This is a genomic window from Acetobacter lovaniensis (genome assembly GCF_014207635.1).
Taxonomy (GTDB): domain Bacteria; phylum Pseudomonadota; class Alphaproteobacteria; order Acetobacterales; family Acetobacteraceae; genus Acetobacter; species Acetobacter lovaniensis.
Genome location: NZ_JACHIE010000001.1, coordinates 62,310 through 78,324, shown reverse-complemented (window position 1 = coordinate 78,324; position 16,015 = coordinate 62,310). Strand labels below are relative to the sequence as shown.

Sequence of the window (16,015 nt, the reverse complement as noted above, 5' to 3'; positions counted from 1 at the left end):
CCGGATTCACTGGACTGGTCCTCCAAATCCGGCGGCGGCCAGAGCTGCCTGAATGGCGGCGTTGTTAATGTGCGGGGGCAGACGCTTGTTAAGGTCCTGCACATAGCTGGCCGCCAGATCATCACCATAGGCTTGGGTCAGGTTATTTTTCAGCTTTTGCAGAACATCAATGGGTGCCGGAGGATTGGGTACAAAAACCTTGGTCACCACAGCGACAAAAAAAGTATCCGCATTTTCAGCCATAACTGCCTGCCCGGCCTTCATGCGGGGGATGTAGCTGGCAACTTCGGGCGGTAGGGCCTTGCCGGGGTTGGCCAGAGAAAACGGAATATCACGGGTAATCTGAATGCCAGAGGCAGTCTGGCCCGCAATGCTTCCCTTCTGGCGGGCTGCCAGAAACAGGGATGTTGCCTGCTGGTCTGCCGTATGGTGGCGGGTATCGGCCTGCCAGGCAGCCAGCACGTCGCCCTTTGCCTGCTCAAACGACCGGGGGGTGGCGGGTGTTATGGAATCAACCTCAACCGCAAACCAGCTATTATCCGGGCCTTCGAGCAGATTAGGCGGATCTCCGGCTTTCTGGGTAAAGATCTGATGCACAATGGCATCACGCAGTTTGCCCGAAGCCGGAATCGGAGCGGGCTGTTTTTCAGCCGTATTGCCCTGCGCGTCCAGTGAGCCGGAAATGGCAGCAGCACCAATCGTATCCGGAATAGCATCCAGCCCTTTACCAGCAATGGCGTCCTGCAACTGCCGGCGGCGTTCGGTCACAACCGAAGGTGCAGCCGCGGTCCGGTACTGCTGCAAAATTTCCTGCCGGGCATCTGCAAAGGAGGTACTGTGCGCGGGCAGGATTTTGGTCACGCGGAAAACAGACCAACCCATTTCGGTTTTCACAGGCCCCGTAACCTGCCCTTGCGGTGCCTGAAACAGAGCCTGCTTGAGCACGTCAGAGGGAATGGTCGTGGGGCGAGCGCCCGGCATTTCCACCGATGCGGCACCTTTGATGGCGCCTTGCGCAGCCTGCCAGCTCCCCTTGAGCTTCCATGCGTTGGCAATGTTCTGGGCGTCAGCTTCGGATGTGGCTGTGATGAGCTGAATATCGCGGGTTTCTGGCACGTTGTAGTGGCTGCTTTGCGCATCATACGCGCGCTTGAGCTGCGTATCATCTACTGTAATCGTATCCGCCACGGTCTGGGGGGACAGGACCACAATGCGTGCATGCCGCAATTCCGGAGTGCCGAACAGCCACAGATGGTTCGCATAATAGCGCTGCAAGGTTGCTGTATCCGGCGCAGGAGGGACCGGCTGGGCAGCAACAGGAATGCTGATCAGGTCCACCAAGCGTGTGGTTGCGCCGTAATCGACCAGAGTCTTGAGCAGGGTGTTGGAGACGCGGCTCCCCTGCGCCAAGGGTTGCAGCAGGGTACGTACGGTCAGGTCATCGCGGATCATGTCCAGCACCTGCTGTTCGCTTAACCCCTGTGCACTCAGGCGCTGGTTGAACACGGCGCGGTCAAACTGGCCAGTAGGCCCTTTGAAGTAAGGGAGGGAAAACACTTCCTCCCTGATAGCGGAATCCGGCACAATGATTTTAAGCTGGCGAGCGGCCTCAAGCAGTTCGGCCTGTGCAATCAGGCGTTGCAAAATCTGGCGCGCAATCTGCCCCTGCATGATGGGAGACAGGGCAGAAGGGTCCTTGACCCCCATCTGCTGGGTGATTGTCGGCATTTCAGAGCGCAGGGCCATGGCCAGGTCACGCGTGGGTATGCGGTGCTGGCCAACCCGGGCCACCACATCCGTCTCTTCGCTCATGAAGCCAATAACGTCGCCAATACCCCAGCCGACAAAGGCCAGAAAAATAACAATGGCAACAACGCGGCCCAGCCACGATTCAACAAGTACTCGGCGCAGGTAGGAAATCATGACCCTATGGATCCACAGCTCATCATAAATGGTTTATGCTGATTGCAGCACATCTTGGGGCGGCACCATAAGCGGAGGTGTGCCGCTTGACCAGACATAACCGTTGTGGGGCAGCAATAAGGTATAATCCCTCTCTTGCGCCTGAGTGTGCGTGTATGGTTTAGCCTGTTGCCAACAGTGCCATGGCAGACGCACATGCAGCGCGTGGCAGCACAGGAACTGGAGGAAGGGTATGAGCAGGCAGATTATTGTCGGCAATTGGAAAATGAATGGTACACGCCAGGACGCACAGGCGCTGGTACAGGCGCTGGTAAGCGACCTGCCCGCGACTGCGCCGGATGTGGTTGTCTGCCCTCCCTTTACGCAGCTGGCGCTTGTGCAGCCTGCGCTGGCTGCCTCTCCTATCGGTCTTGGTGCGCAGGATTGTCATAAGGATGCTGCTGGAGCGCATACGGGCGATATTTCCCCCACCATGCTGGCTGATCTTGGCGTCAGCTATGTGATTCTTGGTCATTCAGAGCGGCGGCAGGAACACGGTGAGCTGGACGAAACCGTGCGTGAAAAAGCCGTGGCAGCTACCAGGGCGGGCCTGACCCCGATTGTCTGCGTTGGCGAGACCGAAGACCAGCGTGAAGGCGGTGAGTACGAAGATGTGCTTGGCTGGCAGATCAAGGGCTCGCTTCCCGATGGTTTTACCGGTATTGTGGCTTACGAACCCATCTGGGCCATTGGAACGGGGCTTGCCGCGACAACCGACCAGATAGCCCAGACCATGTCTTTCCTGCGTGCCGAATTGGTCCGACAGTTTGGTGAGGCTGGAAAAACTATCAAAATCCTGTATGGAGGGTCCGTAAACGCTGGGAATGCTATTTCCGTTCTTTCCATTCCCGAGGTTGCGGGCGCACTGGTTGGTGGCGCGAGCCTTAAGGCGGATGCATTTCTTTCTATTGTCAACGCAGCATCCGCTGCCTGACATTGCTGCTTTGATCTGGAACCCGACATGACGACAGCCCTGCTGATCCTGCATTTCTGTGTCACCATTGCTCTGATTGGCGTTGTGCTGATTCAGCGGAGCGAAGGTGGCGGCCTTGGTATTGGTAACAGTCAGGGTATGGGCGCCTTTATGTCCGGCCGCGGGACAGCCAACCTGCTGACCCGCACAACGGCCGTGCTGGCAGGGCTGTTCATGCTGCTCTCTCTCCTGCTTGCCATGCTCTATAAAGGCGGCGTAACTGGTGCCGGGCACGACATTCTGGCCCAGCCCCCGGCGGAAACCGCCCCCGTGGCAACGACGGCTCCGCCCGCGGTCCAGACAAAAGCGCCCCCTGCGGCTCCCAAGCCCTGAAAAATGCTGACATCCTTCTCTGATATCCGGTTGGTTTACAGAGAAGGTTATGAGTTTTTGTCCCCCGCATGCAGCAATGCATGCGGTGGATTGTGTTTGCTTATCCTTCTCCACCCGCTCCAGTCCGTGTAGGAATTCTGCTCATGACACGCTTTGTCTTTATTACTGGTGGTGTGGTGTCCTCTCTAGGCAAGGGCATTGCTTCAGCCGCTCTCGCAGCGCTTTTGCAGGCGCGTGGCTACAAGGTCCGCCTGCGCAAGCTGGACCCTTACCTGAACGTGGACCCCGGCACCATGAGCCCTTACCAGCATGGTGAGGTGTTCGTAACTGATGACGGAGCGGAAACGGACCTCGACCTCGGCCACTACGAGCGTTTTACAGGCGTTAACGCCACGAAAGAGGACAACGCGACAACCGGGCGCATTTACTCCGACGTGATTGTGCGTGAGCGGCGTGGAGATTACCTGGGGGCCACCGTGCAGGTCATCCCCCATATTACAGATGCCATTAAGGATGTGGTGGTTGCCAACACGGATGATCTGGACTTTGTTCTGGTCGAAATTGGCGGAACCGTAGGGGATATTGAAAGCCTGCCGTTCCTTGAGGCCATTCGCCAGTTACGGAATGATCTGGGCATGGACCAGACCATGGTGGTCCATCTGACACTGCTGCCGTGGATTCCTTCTGCCGGAGAGCTTAAAACAAAGCCGACCCAGCATTCGGTCAAGGAATTGCAGAACGTAGGCATTCAGCCGCAAATCCTGCTCTGCCGCTGTGACCGCCCGATCCCCCCGACCGAGCGCCGCAAGATTGCAAACTTCTGTAACGTTCGCCCCGAAGCGGTTATTGCCGCACGGGATGTGGATACGATTTACGCCTGCCCCCTCTCCTACCATGCGGAAGGGATGGATACGGAAGTTCTGCGCTACTTTGGCCTGCCTTATGCTGAAGAGCCCGATCTCTCCAACTGGCAGAACATTGTGGACGCCCTGCGCCACCCTGCGGGGGAAGTGCGCGTGGCTGTGGTGGGTAAATACACGGCCCTGCTTGATAGCTACAAATCCCTGAACGAAGCCCTGCTGCATGGGGGGATTGCCCACCGTGTTAAAGTGACGCTCGACTGGATTGATTCTGAGCAGTTTGAAAAAAATCCGGCCACGCTGGAAGAAAAACTGAGCGGTGCAGATGCTATTCTGGTGCCCGGTGGTTTTGGTGAGCGTGGCTCTCAGGGTAAAATTGAAGCCATTCGTTATGCGCGTGAAAAAGGCATTCCGTTCCTTGGCATCTGTTTTGGCATGCAGATGGCGGTTATTGAATGCGCCCGCAATCTTGCTGGTTTGAGCGATGCATCCTCCACCGAATTCGGCCGGACAGAAGAGCCGCTGGTCGGCCTGATGACCGAGTGGGCGCGTGGCAATGAACGTTTGCGCCGGAGCGAAGGTGGCGAACTGGGGGGCACCATGCGTCTTGGCGCTTATCCAGCCACTCTGGTGTCCGGCTCCCGGGTTGCGGAAGCCTACGGAACCAACACCATTCGCGAGCGCCATCGCCACCGGTATGAAGTGAATATCCATTACAAGGATCAGCTTGAAAAAGCGGGTCTGCGTTTCTCTGGCCTGTCCCCAGATGGTATTCTGCCAGAAGTGGTCGAATATCCCGATCATCCATGGTTTATTGCCGTGCAGTATCACCCTGAGCTTAAATCCCGCCCCTTTGCGCCTCATCCCCTGTTTGCCGGGTTTGTGGGGGCTGCTGCAGCCAAGGCAAAACAGGCATGATCCCGGCCTCTGGCGTGCCAGTTGAAATTGGTGGGCTGAGTATTGGGAATAATTTGCCTTTTGTGCTGATCGCAGGGCCATGCCAGATTGAATCGGCTGCCCATGCCATGGAGACAGCCGCAGCTCTTAAAGAGATCTGTCAGGCTGCTGGTGTGGGGCTGATTTATAAAAGCTCGTTTGACAAAGCCAACCGTACCAGCCTTTCCAGCACACGAGGGGTTGGGCTGAAGGATGGACTGGCTATTCTGGCCGATATTCGCCAGACATATGCCCTGCCGGTCCTGACAGATGTGCATACGGCAGAGCAATGCGCCCCGGTGGCGGAAGCGGTGGATGTGCTGCAAATTCCCGCTTTTTTGTGCCGGCAGACTGATCTGCTTCTGGCTGCGGGCGAAACCGGTGCGGCAGTCAATATTAAAAAGGGGCAGTTTCTTGCCCCATGGGACATGCAGCATGTTGCCGCCAAGGTTGCTTCAACCGGTAACCAGCGTGTGCTGCTGTGCGAACGCGGGACCAGCTTTGGCTATAATACGCTGGTGAATGATATGCGGGGCCTGCCGATTATGGCCCGGACCGGCTTCCCCGTAGTGTTTGATGCAACACATTCGGTGCAGCAACCGGGTGGTATGGGGAGTGCAAGCGGTGGGCAGCGTGAGTTTGCCCCCATTCTCTCCCGCGCGGCATTGGCCATTGGTGTTGCCGCACTGTTCATAGAAACACATGAAGACCCGGACAAAGCGCCGAGTGATGGGCCAAACATGTTGCCCATCAGCCAGTTACCTGTTTTGCTCAAACAGTTCAGGGCCATAGATAGCCTGATCAAAGGCGGATAACAGCTTCAGAAATGACGCATAAAAAAAGACGCCATGGATCACCATGGCGTCTTTTTTGTGAGTAAGCGAGACCTCTTACACGTCCAGATTGGCGACCTTAAGAGCGTTACCCACAATAAAGTCACGCCGTGGCTCAACCACATCGCCCATCAGGGTTGTAAACACATCTCCGGCCTCTTCCACATCCCCAACACGTACTTGCAAAAGGGTACGCATGGCGGGGTCCAGTGTGGTTTCCCAAAGCTGTGCGTCGTTCATTTCGCCAAGACCTTTAAAGCGGTTAATGGCAAGGCCACGGCGCCCCTGTGCAAGCAGGCGCGTAAACAGGTCAGACGGCCCGTTCAGGCGGTGTTCCGTGGTTTCAAACTTCAGCACAACGCCGGTTGCAAAGTCTTGCTGCAACCGCACCAGTTGGGATGTCAGCCAGCGTGCATCGGCCCCTGCCAGTGTGATGGGGTCTATGCGGTACATTTCGCCAACGCCGCGTACATTGCGTGCGAGTTCCACGCCATCCACGCTGGCAGCGGCTTTCCAGCCCCGCTCGGTAGAGGGAGATGCTGCATCAAGCCGCTGCTGGAGTGCGGGCATGCGCTGCTGGAGCTGTTCAAGGTCAGCACTCAGTGCGCCAGCAAGAGCAACCTGCTCGACAATCCACGGGGGAATACGTGTGGAAATGCGGGCAATAGCCTGACATGTCTGCCGGATAAACGGCAGATCAGCCTCAAGCTCCGTATTGCTGACCGTGCGGCCATCGGCATAGACAAAGCTGGCATTGCTGAGCGCTTTATCCAGCAGATACTGCTCCAGTGCCGCATCATCCTTCAGGTAGGTTTCTTCATTCCCGCGCTTGGCCCGGTATAGGGGAGGCTGGGCAATGTAGAGGTAACCGCGTTCGATCAGTTCAGGCATCTGGCGGAAGAAGAAGGTTAGCAGCAGGGTACGAATATGGGAGCCGTCCACGTCAGCGTCAGTCATGATGACAATGCGATGGTAACGGAGTTTTTCTATGGAAAAACCACCCTGATCAACTTCCCCACGGCCAATGCCTGTGCCCAGAGCGGTAATCAGCGTGCCAATTTCAGCCGAGCCAAGCATGCGGTCAAAACGGGCGCGCTCGACGTTCAGGATTTTACCTTTGAGTGGCAGAATAGCCTGAAAGCGCCTGTCCCTGCCCTGCTTTGCCGTGCCGCCTGCGGAATCCCCTTCCACAATAAACAGTTCAGCTTTGGCGGGGTCGCGGGCCTGACAGTCTGCCAGCTTACCCGGAAGAGACGAAACATCCAGAATGCCTTTGCGGCGTGTGAGTTCGCGTGCCTTGCGCGCGGCCTCACGGGCAGATGCTGCGTCCAGCACCTTGGAAACAACAATCTTGGCTTCCTTGGGGTGGGTTTCAAACCAGTGGGCAATAATATCGGCCGCAGCCGCATGCACTACAGGCTGCACTTCGGAGGAAACAAGCTTGTCTTTGGTCTGGGACGAAAATTTGGGGTCTGGCACTTTAACTGACAGAACGGCCGTCAGACCTTCACGCATGTCTTCGCCCTGAAGGGACTGGGCGTCTTTTTTGGCAATGCTTTCAGCATATTTGCCAACAACGCGGGTCAGGGCCTGGCGGAACCCTGCCAGATGCGCCCCACCATCCCTTTGAGGAATATTGTTGGTGAAGCAGAGCATGGTTTCATGAAAACTGTCATTCCAGCTCAGTGCAAATTCAACCTTGATCCCATTGTCCGGGTTTTCCAGACTGCCGGTAATCGGCGGGGTGATCAGGGATGTGCGTGAACGGTCAAGCCAGTTTACAAAGGCTTCCAGCCCGCCCTCATAATAGAATTTTTCTTCCCGCACAGGGGTAACGCGGGCGTCCCGTAGGACAATTTCCAGACCGGAGTTCAGAAAAGCCAGTTCGCGGAGCCTGCGTTCGAGAATGGTAAAATCGAACTCGATCCGGGGGAAAGTCTGCAAGCTGGGCTTGAAGGTGACCTGTGTGCCGGTTTCTTCAGCCGATGGGCCAACAACTTCAAGCGGCGCATCCCGCTCGCCATCATGGAAGCGGATGCAGTGTTCATGGCCATTGCGCCAGATCCGCACGTCCATCCATTCCGAAAGTGCGTTCACAACGGCTGCACCCACGCCATGCAGCCCGCCAGAAACCTTGTAGGAGTTCTGGTTGAACTTGCCGCCCGCATGTAAGCGGGTCAGTACCACTTCGGCGGCACTGATGCCTTCCTCGTGGTGCATATCGGTTGGAATGCCGCGTCCGTTATCGCGGACAGTCACACTGCCGTCTGCGTTGAGGGTGAGAACACAGCGCGATGCAAATCCGGCCTGCGCCTCGTCCACCGCGTTATCAATGATCTCGAATGCCATGTGGTGCAGGCCAGAACCATCATCAGTATCACCGATGTACATTCCGGGCCGTTTGCGGACAGCATCAAGCCCCTTCAGCACAGAGATAGACGCGGCATCATACTCTTCGGTACCAGCAGATGGCGTAGGCTGAGAGAGGTCTGTCATAAGAATGCTGCACTCCGCAAAAAAAGAATGGAAGCCATTGTGGTCTTATACTCCGCCCACGGCATTGCGACCAGCGCCCGAAGGCCCCTTTTGTCAGCAGATCGACAAAAAAGAGCCCTGCCGGAGTGTTGCGAACTCGGCATGCCCCTGCAATGGCGCAAACGGAGCCCGGTCCGTGCCGGTTATGAGCACAGTACTTTGAAAATCTTGCAGAATCTTTTGCAGGGATAATCGGCGCTGTTCATCCAGATGGACCAGAGGTTCATCCAGCAGCAATAGCGGGGCCGTTCCCCTGTGGTCCCTGACCAGACGGGCATGGGCCAGAATAAGCCCAATGAGCAGAGATTTCTGCTGGCCAGTGCTGGCCAGTGCTGCCGGGAGCTGTTTTTTAAGGTCGGTAAGTGCGAAGTCGCTCTTATGCACCCCTAGGCTGGTGCGTCCTTTTTCCCGGTCCATCATGCGTGCACTGGCCAGTTGCTCCCTGAGCCAGTCTTCCACCTGCAGGGCAGGATTCTGTCCCAGCCTGTCCGCTATGGTGCAGAGCAGCTTGATCTGGACCGCGGGAAATGCCTCCATGTCCTGTCGGGCGTAGAGGTTGATCTGGCGGACAGTCTCGTTCCGTGCGGCTGTGACCGATACGCCATGCCGCGCCATGGCGGCCTCCAGCCCGGATAACCAGACAGGTTCATTGGCGCGGGTTTGTAGCAGGCGGTTTCGCTGGCTCATGGCACGATCATAGGCTGCCAGTTCGCGCGCATGGTGGGGATAAGCCGCCATGACCAGCCGATCCAGAAAACGCCGCCGCCCGGATGCGCTTTCACTGAACAGCCGGTCCATCTGCGGGGTTAGCCAGACAGCGGCCAGCGGGTTTTCCCATGCGTTCTGATTACGAAGGGGTTTGCCGTTGAGCAGAAAAATGCGGCGTGGAGCATCCGTTCCGGGCTGAAGCCCTGTGCCAAGCTCTATGGGGTCGCCGTCAACCAGAATTTGGGAGGCAATGCCCCAGTGAGCACTTCCATTCTGGCCAAACTGGCCAAGGGATGCGCCGCGCAGGCCGCGACCGGGTGTGAGGAGCGAGGCCGCTTCGAGCAGGTTGGTTTTCCCGCTGCCGTTTTCCCCTGTCAGCACAACGATGGGGGCCTGAGGGCAAAGGGTAAGCTGATCGTAGTTCCGAAAGCGGCAGAGGGTCAGTCTGGCCAGTTGCAACCGCGAGGAAGGTTGCCCCACCTTGCTGGTGAACAAGGTGGGTGATGTGTGCAGGTGTGGTGCGGCGCTTGTCACACGCGCATCGGCATCAGAACATACAAAGCGGACGGGCTATCCACATCCCGGACAATGGTGGGGGATGCACTATCCGCGAAGCAGAACTCAACCTCTTTTTCCACCTGATCGGTAATATCGTTGAGGTAGCGGGCCTGAAAGCCGATTTCCAGCGCTTCGGCGTCATAGGAAATCCGGTTGTCGTCCAGTTCTTCCTTGGCCGTCCCCTGCTCTGCGCTGCTGGCGGAAAGGGTAAGCAGGCCAGGTTCGAGCATCAGCTTGACCGGGCGGGAGCGTTCCTGACTAATGGCGGCCACACGTGCCACCGCATCGGAGAAGTCTTTTTTGCCAACGCGCAGAATACGCGTGTTATTGCGCGGAATAACACGTTCGTATTCGGGGAAGGTGCCATCTATCAGTTTGGAGGTCAGGGTGATCGGCCCAACCGTAAACTGAATTCTGGTTTCAGAAAGGGCAACGCCAATGTGTTCTGGCGCTTCATCAATCAGTTTGCGCAGTTCTGCCACGGTTTTACGCGGGATAATCACGCCGGGCATGCCTGCGGCACCTGCGGGCATTTCTGCCTCTACCCGTGCCAGACGGTGGCCGTCTGTGGCAACAGCGCGGAGTAGCGGTTTGCCGTCAATGTCTGCGGCATGCAGGAAAATGCCGTTCAGGTAATAGCGTGTTTCTTCCGTGGAAATGGCAAAGCGCGTGCGGTCGATCAGCGAACGCAGGATCGCTCCATTCAACTGGAACTTGTGCGGGAAGTCCCCAGCCCCCATGGACGGAAAATCGTCAACGCTCAGCACATTCAGGTGGGTGGCATAGCGGCCTGCGCGCAGGTGGAGCTGGCCATCGCTGTCTGTCTGGTCGAGCTCAACTTCAACGCCATCAGGCAGCTTGCGCACGATTTCGTACAGCACGGATGCCGGAGCGGTTGTGGCCCCTTCCCGCGTGATGGTGGCGGGTATGGTTTCAACCACCTCGATTTCCATGTCGGTGGCTTTCAGGCATAGCTGCCCGTTTGTAGCCTGCATGAGCACGTTGGCGAGAATGGGAATGGTGTTACGTTTTTCCGCCACGCTCTGGATATGAGCCAACGCTTTAAGGAGCGTTGCGCGCTCTGCCGAAAACTTCATGTATCCCTCTTTCCTGCACAGCAAGTTCTGCACTCCTGAGCGGAGATGGAACCCGTCTTATCCATTCTAAAACTAACAGGCCGCGTTGATCCGTCAATCTTTTTGAAAGTGCTGGTTCTAGCTCTCCAGCATGCGGCGCATCAGTTCCACATCTTCTGCAAATGCCGCGTCACGCTCCATCAGTTCCGTTACGCGATTAACCGCATGCATGACGGTGGTGTGGTCACGATTACCAAACTTGCGGCCAATTTCAGGCAGCGAACGGCTGGTCAACTGCTTGGCCAGATACATGGCCACCTGACGCGGGCGGGCCACGTTGCGCGCACGGCGGGCGGAGGACATGTCCGTTAGGCGAATATTCCAGTGTTCAGCCACTTTTTTCTGGATTTCCTCAATGGTCACGCGCCGGTCGTGGGCCTTGAGAATATCGTGCAGCACATCCTGTGTGGCTTCGAGCGTAACCGGACGGCCAAACAGGTTGGCATGGGCGATCAGGCGGTTCAGTGCGCCTTCAAGTTCACGCACATTGGATGTGATCTTGTGTGCAAGGAATTCCAGCACCTTTGCCGGAACTACCACACCGGATGCAGCCGCTTTGGCTTCCAGAATGGAAATGCGCAGTTCAAATGTCGTGGCGTGAATATCTGCCACCATGCCGCAGCCCAGACGGGTGCGGAGCCTGTCCTCCAGCCCGGACAGGTCCGAGGGGGACTTGTCGGCTGAAACCACGATCTGCCGCCCTGCATCCACCAGAGCGTTAAATGTATGGAAGAACTCTTCCTGCGTATTGTCCTTGCCGATCAGGAACTGGAGATCATCGATCATCAGGACATCCACAGAGCGAAGCTGCTCCTTGAACTCGATCGTGGACTGGGAGCGAATGGCCGCAATAAAGCGGTACATGAACTTTTCGGCGGACATGTAGGCCACCGAGACATTGCCACTTTTAACCAGTTCCGCACCAATGGCGTGCATGAGGTGTGTTTTACCCAAGCCAACACCACCGTACAGGAAAAGCGGATTAAAGCCGACGCTGGAAGGCTTTTCAGCCACCCTGCGCGCGCAGGCATAGGCAAATTCGTTGGGTTTGCCGACAACGAACGTGTCAAACGTAAACCGGCTGTCCAGCGCGGTCACAAGGTCACTACGCACTTCGGCAATGGGGCGGCTTGCCGGGCTGCTGTCTTCCGTGGGGAGGGGGGCACTTGCTGGGGCAGCGGCAACTTCAGTGACAGGTAGCGGAGCCGGGTCACCGGCGCGTGCAACCTGCAATTCAACCCGCCGAAGGGAGGGAACCTCGTTGTGCCACAGCTCGTTCAGCCGGTCGCCGTACTGACTGCGGACCCAGTCACGCAAAAAGCGGGTGGGCAGAAGGAGCGTAATTTCGTCGCCATCAATCGGCCCGAGGGCAATCTGGGTTAGCCAGGTGCGATATTCAACCTCCCCGACCTCACCTTTCAGGCGGCCACAGATACGCAGCCACGATTCCGCAAGGCCTTTATTGTCTTCCAGTCGGGAAAAGGCGCTTTCGTCATCGTCCACTCCGATTGTCATTTTTGCTCCCGAGCGGTCATTAAAGGCGCATATGCTGCGCAAAAAAATCAACGGCGTCCGTGCTCTAACACAGGCTGCCGATGCTTGTTTATCCAGATGCGTATACCTTGCCTCAGCAGGACCGTGGATACTCTTTTTGGTCTGGCTTGCTCAAGGGTATTCTAACCAAGATAAAGCAGTGTCATGCCTGCGGGCAACGAAAAAGCATTTTCGGGCTGCAAGGCAGGATTATGGCAGGAAATAGCCCTATACAAAAACAAAGCCGAACCATCAGCCTGATGATTCGGCTTTGCTGCAAACAATCGCATGGGCTCCCCCTGCGGGGTGCCCGATCGCCTGATTACGCTGCTGCCAGCGCTTTGATACGGGCAGACAGGCGGGAAATCTTGCGGGCAACCGTGTTGTGGTGTGCAACGCCTTTGCTGGCTGCACGCTGGATTTCCGGCTGTGCAACGCGGAGGGCTTCACGAGCGGCTGCCTGATCCCCGGCTTCAATCGCGGTTTCCACTTTCTTGATGAAAGTACGCATGCGGGATTTGCGGGCCGTGTTACGGGCAGTCCGCTTTGCGGTCTGCCGGATGCGCTTACGCGCCGAAGCGATATTCGCCATGAGTTTCTATTCTGTCCAGCACTAAGAAAAAGTAAGGTGCCAACGCGCCGCAATGGCCCGTCAGCACAAAGAGTAAGCGGTGCTGTAATGCACGCATGCGCTTTCAGTCAAGCATGTTCCGGTCCGAATGCTCGAATTTTACCCGTTTTTCTGATGTTGCGGGCAGAAAAACGTCGTGCGACCGGCTTGTGTCATATGCTGCACACCGGCGCATCCGGGGGTGCCGGGGCACGTGGGGCACGGCTGGTTCTTTTTGCCGTAAACCTGCCATGCGTGCTGGAAGTAGCCGAGCCCGCCCTCTGGTCGCACGTAGTCCTTCAGACTGGACCCGCCTGCGGCAATGGCGTCCTGCAGAACGGCACGGATGGCGCGGACCAGCCCCCCTGCCGCTCTGGGTCTGAGGTCGCAGGCCGGCATGGTTGGCGCAATGCCTGCACGGTAAAGGGCTTCGCATACATAAATATTGCCCAGCCCGGCCACCACATGCTGGTCAAGCAGGAAGGGTTTTATGGCTGTGCGCCGCCCTTTGCCCGCGTCCAGCAAAGTTTGTGAGCTGAACTGGTTGCCCAATGGTTCGGGTCCCATTTTTACAAAAGCGCGGTAGGTGCCTTCCTCGTGGGTGGGAACAAGGTCCAGCATGCCAAAACGACGTGGGTCTATGTATCCGCAGCGTTTGCCGTCATCGGTTACAAAAACCACATGCTCGTGCGGTTGGGGCGTTTTGGGAGAATCGAGTAGCACCCGCCCGGACATGCCCAGATGCAGCACAATCGATTGGCCACAGGACAGGCGGATAAGAATATATTTGCCACGCCGATAAAAGTTCAGGATCGTGGAACCCGTAACCTGCTGCGAAAAATCGGCAGGAATCCGCCATCTCAGGTCGTGGCGACGGATGATGGTCTGTTCAATAACGCGATCTTGCAGGGCTATCTGCATACCGCGCATCACGGTTTCTACTTCGGGGAGTTCCGGCATGGCTAAAAAGCAGGGTATAGAGGAAACCCATGACCGACAACTCTTTTGCGCCCTCCCCCGCTCCTTCTGACGTCACTGTGGAAGAAACGGATTTTGGCTTCCGCTCCGTCAGGAAGGAAGAAAAGAAAAACCTCGTCCGCGGCGTGTTTGACAGCGTGGCCGGACAATATGACGTGATGAACGACATCATGTCGCTGGGTATCCACCGAATATGGAAGCGCATATTCGTAACGGAACTCGGCCCTCAGCCCGGCCTGACACTGCTCGACCTTGCCGGTGGTACGGGCGATATTTCGTTCGGCTGGCTCAAGGCAGGTGGCGGCCCTGTTGTTATGACCGACATCAACCGCAGCATGCTCTCTGTCGGGCGTGACCGGGCTCTGAACCGTGGTCTGGTGTCCGATCTTTCCTTCTGCGTTGTGGATGCCGAAGCTATTCCCGTGCGCGATATGTCTGTAGATCGCGTTTCCATCGCCTTCGGTTTGCGTAACTGCACGGACAAGCTGGCCGTGATCCGCGAGGCGCGCCGCGTGCTCAAGCCCGGTGGACGCTTTTTGTGTCTGGAATTCTCGCGCGTGCAGGTTGCCGCACTGGCTCCTATTTATGATGCGTGGTCTTTCAAGGTGCTGCCTGCCATGGGCGGGATCGTTGCCAAGGACCGAGAAAGCTACCAGTATCTGGCGGAAAGCATACGCATGTTCCCGGATCAGGAAACACTGGCGGACATGTTCCGCGAGGCTGGTCTGTCCCATGTGCGTTATCAGTCCCTGTCTGGCGGGATTGCGGCCATCCATTCCGGCTGGCGTATCTGATCAGGCATGTCTGCGTCCTCCCCTGCCCGTTCGGTTCTGCTGATTGTTGGTGGTAGTATTGCCGCCTTCAAAGCCCCGGAACTGGTGCGCCTGCTACAGGCGGAAGGCATGCAGGTCCGGTGCGTGCTGACCGAAGGGGGGAGCCAGTTTGTAACGCCCCTCACCTTACAGGCCCTGAGCGGGCAGCCGGTGCATACGGACCTGTTCTCCCTGACAGCCGAGCAGGAAATGGGGCATATCGCCCTTTCACGTTCGGCGGATCTGGTGCTTGTCTGCCCGGCATCGGCCAATTTGCTGGCGCGCATGGCCGGTGGTCTGGCGGATGACCTTGCCGGAGCACTGCTCCTTGCAACCGATGCCCCAGTTATGGCCGTGCCTGCCATGAACGTGCGCATGTGGGAGCACCCCGCAACTCAGGCCAATGTTGCCTTGCTGGCCAAACGTGGCGTGCATATCCTGCCGCCAGCCAGTGGGCCTATGGCCTGTGGCGAGTTTGGGCCGGGGCGTATGCCTGAGCCTGTTGAAATCAAAGACGCAGTTCTGGCTTTTTTCCGCCAGCAACAATGTCAGACAGGGCCGCTGGCGGGGTGTAGTATTGTGGTTACGGCGGGGCCAACGCATGAGCCACTGGACCCTGTGCGCTACCTTGCCAACAGGTCGTCCGGCCAGCAGGGTTTTGCCCTTGCCTCGGCTCTGGCTGACATGGGAGCAAGGGTTACTCTGGTGAGTGGCCCTGTATCCCTTCTCCCTCCTGCCGGGGTGACGTATCTGGCGTGCGAAACCGCGCGGGAAATGCAGGCTCTCGTTATGGGGAGCGGGCCGTTTGATGTGGCGGTATGCACTGCCGCGGTGGCCGATTGGCGGCCTGAGCATGAAGCCGGGCAGAAAATAAAAAAGACCGGTGGCTCTGATGCGGCCCCTTCCATAAAGCTTGTGCCCAACCCTGATATTCTGGCCGAACTTTCTGCTCCGGGCGCGGGCAGGCCCCGGCTGGTGGTAGGGTTTGCGGCTGAGACTGAAAATGTCGTCGCGCATGCTACCGCCAAGCGTCAGCGCAAGCAGTGCGACTGGATTGTGGCGAACGACGTAAGCCCCCAGACCGGCAATATGGGTGGGGCGGACAACGAAGTTGTGCTGATAACCGCCAGTAACGTTGAGCACTGGCCCAGAATGAGCAAGGCAGACGTGGCAAAACAGCTTGCCGTGCGGATAACAGACTGGCTTTCTGAATAACGCTGATACAATATCTGGTTTAAATCCAAGGAG

Annotated in this window: 13 protein-coding genes; 6 read left to right on the top strand and 7 right to left on the bottom strand. The window is 57.4% G+C overall.

What is annotated here, in order from left to right:
• Nucleotides 1-6: 6 nt before the first annotated feature.
• Nucleotides 7-1,923, bottom strand: coding sequence for a peptidylprolyl isomerase (locus HNR55_RS00315; protein WP_166109803.1), 1,917 nt, complete (start codon nucleotides 1,921-1,923; stop codon nucleotides 7-9).
• 232 nt (nucleotides 1,924-2,155) lie between these two features.
• On the opposite strand from HNR55_RS00315, the gene tpiA reads away from it, so the two are divergent.
• The 4 genes from tpiA to kdsA all read left to right on the top strand — a co-directional run bounded on the left by tpiA (nucleotide 2,156) and on the right by kdsA (nucleotide 5,879).
• Nucleotides 2,156-2,896 carry a triose-phosphate isomerase gene (gene tpiA / locus HNR55_RS00310; RefSeq protein ID WP_166109800.1) on the top strand — a complete coding sequence of 247 codons (741 nt, stop codon included), beginning with the start codon at nucleotides 2,156-2,158 and terminating at the stop codon, nucleotides 2,894-2,896.
• Nucleotides 2,897-2,923: 27 nt separating this feature from the next.
• Nucleotides 2,924-3,268, top strand: a complete 345-nt coding sequence (gene secG / locus HNR55_RS00305) for a preprotein translocase subunit SecG (protein ID WP_166109797.1) — start codon at nucleotides 2,924-2,926, stop codon at nucleotides 3,266-3,268.
• Nucleotides 3,269-3,411: 143 nt separating this feature from the next.
• Nucleotides 3,412-5,046, top strand: a complete 1,635-nt coding sequence (locus HNR55_RS00300) for a CTP synthase (protein WP_166109794.1) — start codon at nucleotides 3,412-3,414, stop codon at nucleotides 5,044-5,046.
• Nucleotides 5,043-5,879: a 3-deoxy-8-phosphooctulonate synthase gene (gene kdsA / locus HNR55_RS00295; protein WP_166109791.1), complete on the top strand. Its 837-nt coding sequence runs from the start codon at nucleotides 5,043-5,045 to the stop codon at nucleotides 5,877-5,879. The genes HNR55_RS00300 and kdsA overlap by 4 nt, the downstream gene beginning before the upstream one ends.
• 75 nt (nucleotides 5,880-5,954) lie before the next feature.
• Here the strand turns inward: kdsA and gyrB are convergent, their stop codons facing one another.
• From gyrB to mutM, 6 genes are all read right to left on the bottom strand, one after another.
• Nucleotides 5,955-8,393 (bottom strand): DNA topoisomerase (ATP-hydrolyzing) subunit B, encoded by a 2,439-nt coding sequence (gene gyrB / locus HNR55_RS00290; protein WP_166109788.1) that lies wholly within the window; start codon nucleotides 8,391-8,393, stop codon nucleotides 5,955-5,957.
• A 93-nt stretch (nucleotides 8,394-8,486) separates the two neighbouring features.
• Nucleotides 8,487-9,620: a DNA replication/repair protein RecF gene (gene recF / locus HNR55_RS00285; protein ID WP_253545059.1), complete on the bottom strand. Its 1,134-nt coding sequence runs from the start codon at nucleotides 9,618-9,620 to the stop codon at nucleotides 8,487-8,489.
• Nucleotides 9,621-9,670: 50 nt separating this feature from the next.
• Entirely contained in the window at nucleotides 9,671-10,795 is a 1,125-nt protein-coding gene (dnaN, locus tag HNR55_RS00280; protein ID WP_166109785.1) for a DNA polymerase III subunit beta, read from the bottom strand.
• 117 nt (nucleotides 10,796-10,912) lie between these two features.
• Entirely contained in the window at nucleotides 10,913-12,349 is a 1,437-nt protein-coding gene (gene dnaA / locus HNR55_RS00275; RefSeq protein WP_166109782.1) for a chromosomal replication initiator protein DnaA, read from the bottom strand.
• Between the two features lie 340 nt (nucleotides 12,350-12,689).
• Nucleotides 12,690-12,959 carry a 30S ribosomal protein S20 gene (gene rpsT, locus HNR55_RS00270; protein WP_166109779.1) on the bottom strand — a complete coding sequence of 90 codons (270 nt, stop codon included), beginning with the start codon at nucleotides 12,957-12,959 and terminating at the stop codon, nucleotides 12,690-12,692.
• Nucleotides 12,960-13,097: 138 nt separating this feature from the next.
• Entirely contained in the window at nucleotides 13,098-13,937 is an 840-nt protein-coding gene (gene mutM, locus HNR55_RS00265; protein ID WP_166109776.1) for a bifunctional DNA-formamidopyrimidine glycosylase/DNA-(apurinic or apyrimidinic site) lyase, read from the bottom strand.
• A gap of 29 nt (nucleotides 13,938-13,966) precedes the next feature.
• On the opposite strand from mutM, the gene HNR55_RS00260 reads away from it, so the two are divergent.
• The gene (locus HNR55_RS00260; protein WP_025825263.1) at nucleotides 13,967-14,749 is read left to right on the top strand and encodes a class I SAM-dependent methyltransferase; all 783 of its coding nucleotides are present in this window, start codon (nucleotides 13,967-13,969) and stop codon (nucleotides 14,747-14,749) included.
• A 6-nt stretch (nucleotides 14,750-14,755) separates the two neighbouring features.
• Nucleotides 14,756-15,982 carry a bifunctional phosphopantothenoylcysteine decarboxylase/phosphopantothenate--cysteine ligase CoaBC gene (coaBC, locus tag HNR55_RS00255; RefSeq protein WP_166109773.1) on the top strand — a complete coding sequence of 409 codons (1,227 nt, stop codon included), beginning with the start codon at nucleotides 14,756-14,758 and terminating at the stop codon, nucleotides 15,980-15,982.
• The last annotated feature ends 33 nt before the right edge of the window (nucleotides 15,983-16,015 follow it).